Genomic DNA, 817 nt, shown 5'->3' on the forward strand with positions numbered 1-817 from the left:
TGATGCCGGTTGCGCCGTCGTTGTTGTAGTTCGCCTGCTGCGTGCCGCCGTCGTTGACGCTGTAGTAGTGCGTCTTCGCGGCGTTGATCGCGGTCGAGGTCGACGTGGACAGCGACGTCACCGAGCTGTTCGTCGTGCTCAGGCCGGTGGACAGCGAGGTGATCGAGCTTTTCGCGGACGACAAGCCGGTCGACGTCGATGTCGACAACGACGACACCGTGCTGTCCGTCGAGCTCAGGCCCGTTGACAACGAGTTGATGCCCGTCGAGGTCGACGTCGACAGTGAAGAAATTGAGCTGTCCGCAGACGACAGACCGGTCGACGTCGAAGTCGACAGCGACGACACCGCGCTGTCCGCCGAACTCAGGCCGGTCGACAACGAGTTGATGCCTGTCGAAGTTGACGTCGACAGCGACGTGATCGAGCTATTCGCCGATGACAAGCCCGTCGAGGCCGAGGTTGACAGCGACGACACCGTACTATCCGCCGAGCTCAGGCCCGTCGACAACGAGTTGATGCCCGTCGAAGTTGACGTGGACAGCGAGGTGATCGAGCTGTTCGCGGACGACAGACCCGTCGACAGCGAACTGATGCCCGTCGAGGTCGATGTGGACAGCGACGTGATCGAGCTACTGGTCGACGACAAGCCGGTCGACGTCGAAGTCGACAGCGACGACACCGTGCTGTCCGTCGAGCTCAGACCCGTCGACAGCGAGCTGATGCCCGTCGAAGTCGACGTCGACAGTGAAGAAACCGAGCTAGTAGCCGACGACAGGCCGGTTGACGTCGAGGTGGACAACGACGACACCGTGCTGTT

Annotated in this window: 1 protein-coding gene; it reads left to right on the forward strand. The window is 61.9% G+C overall.

The window, feature by feature from the left end; translation table 11 throughout:
• Positions 1-104 precede the first annotated feature (104 nt).
• A partial coding sequence (locus tag GQ57_RS44220; protein WP_268810914.1) for a hypothetical protein occupies positions 105-817 on the forward strand: 713 nt, incomplete at its 3' end.

Origin of the sequence: Burkholderia sp. MSh2, from assembly GCF_000731655.1 — a bacterium.
In the GTDB taxonomy this organism is placed as follows: Bacteria; Pseudomonadota; Gammaproteobacteria; order Burkholderiales; family Burkholderiaceae; genus Burkholderia; species Burkholderia paludis.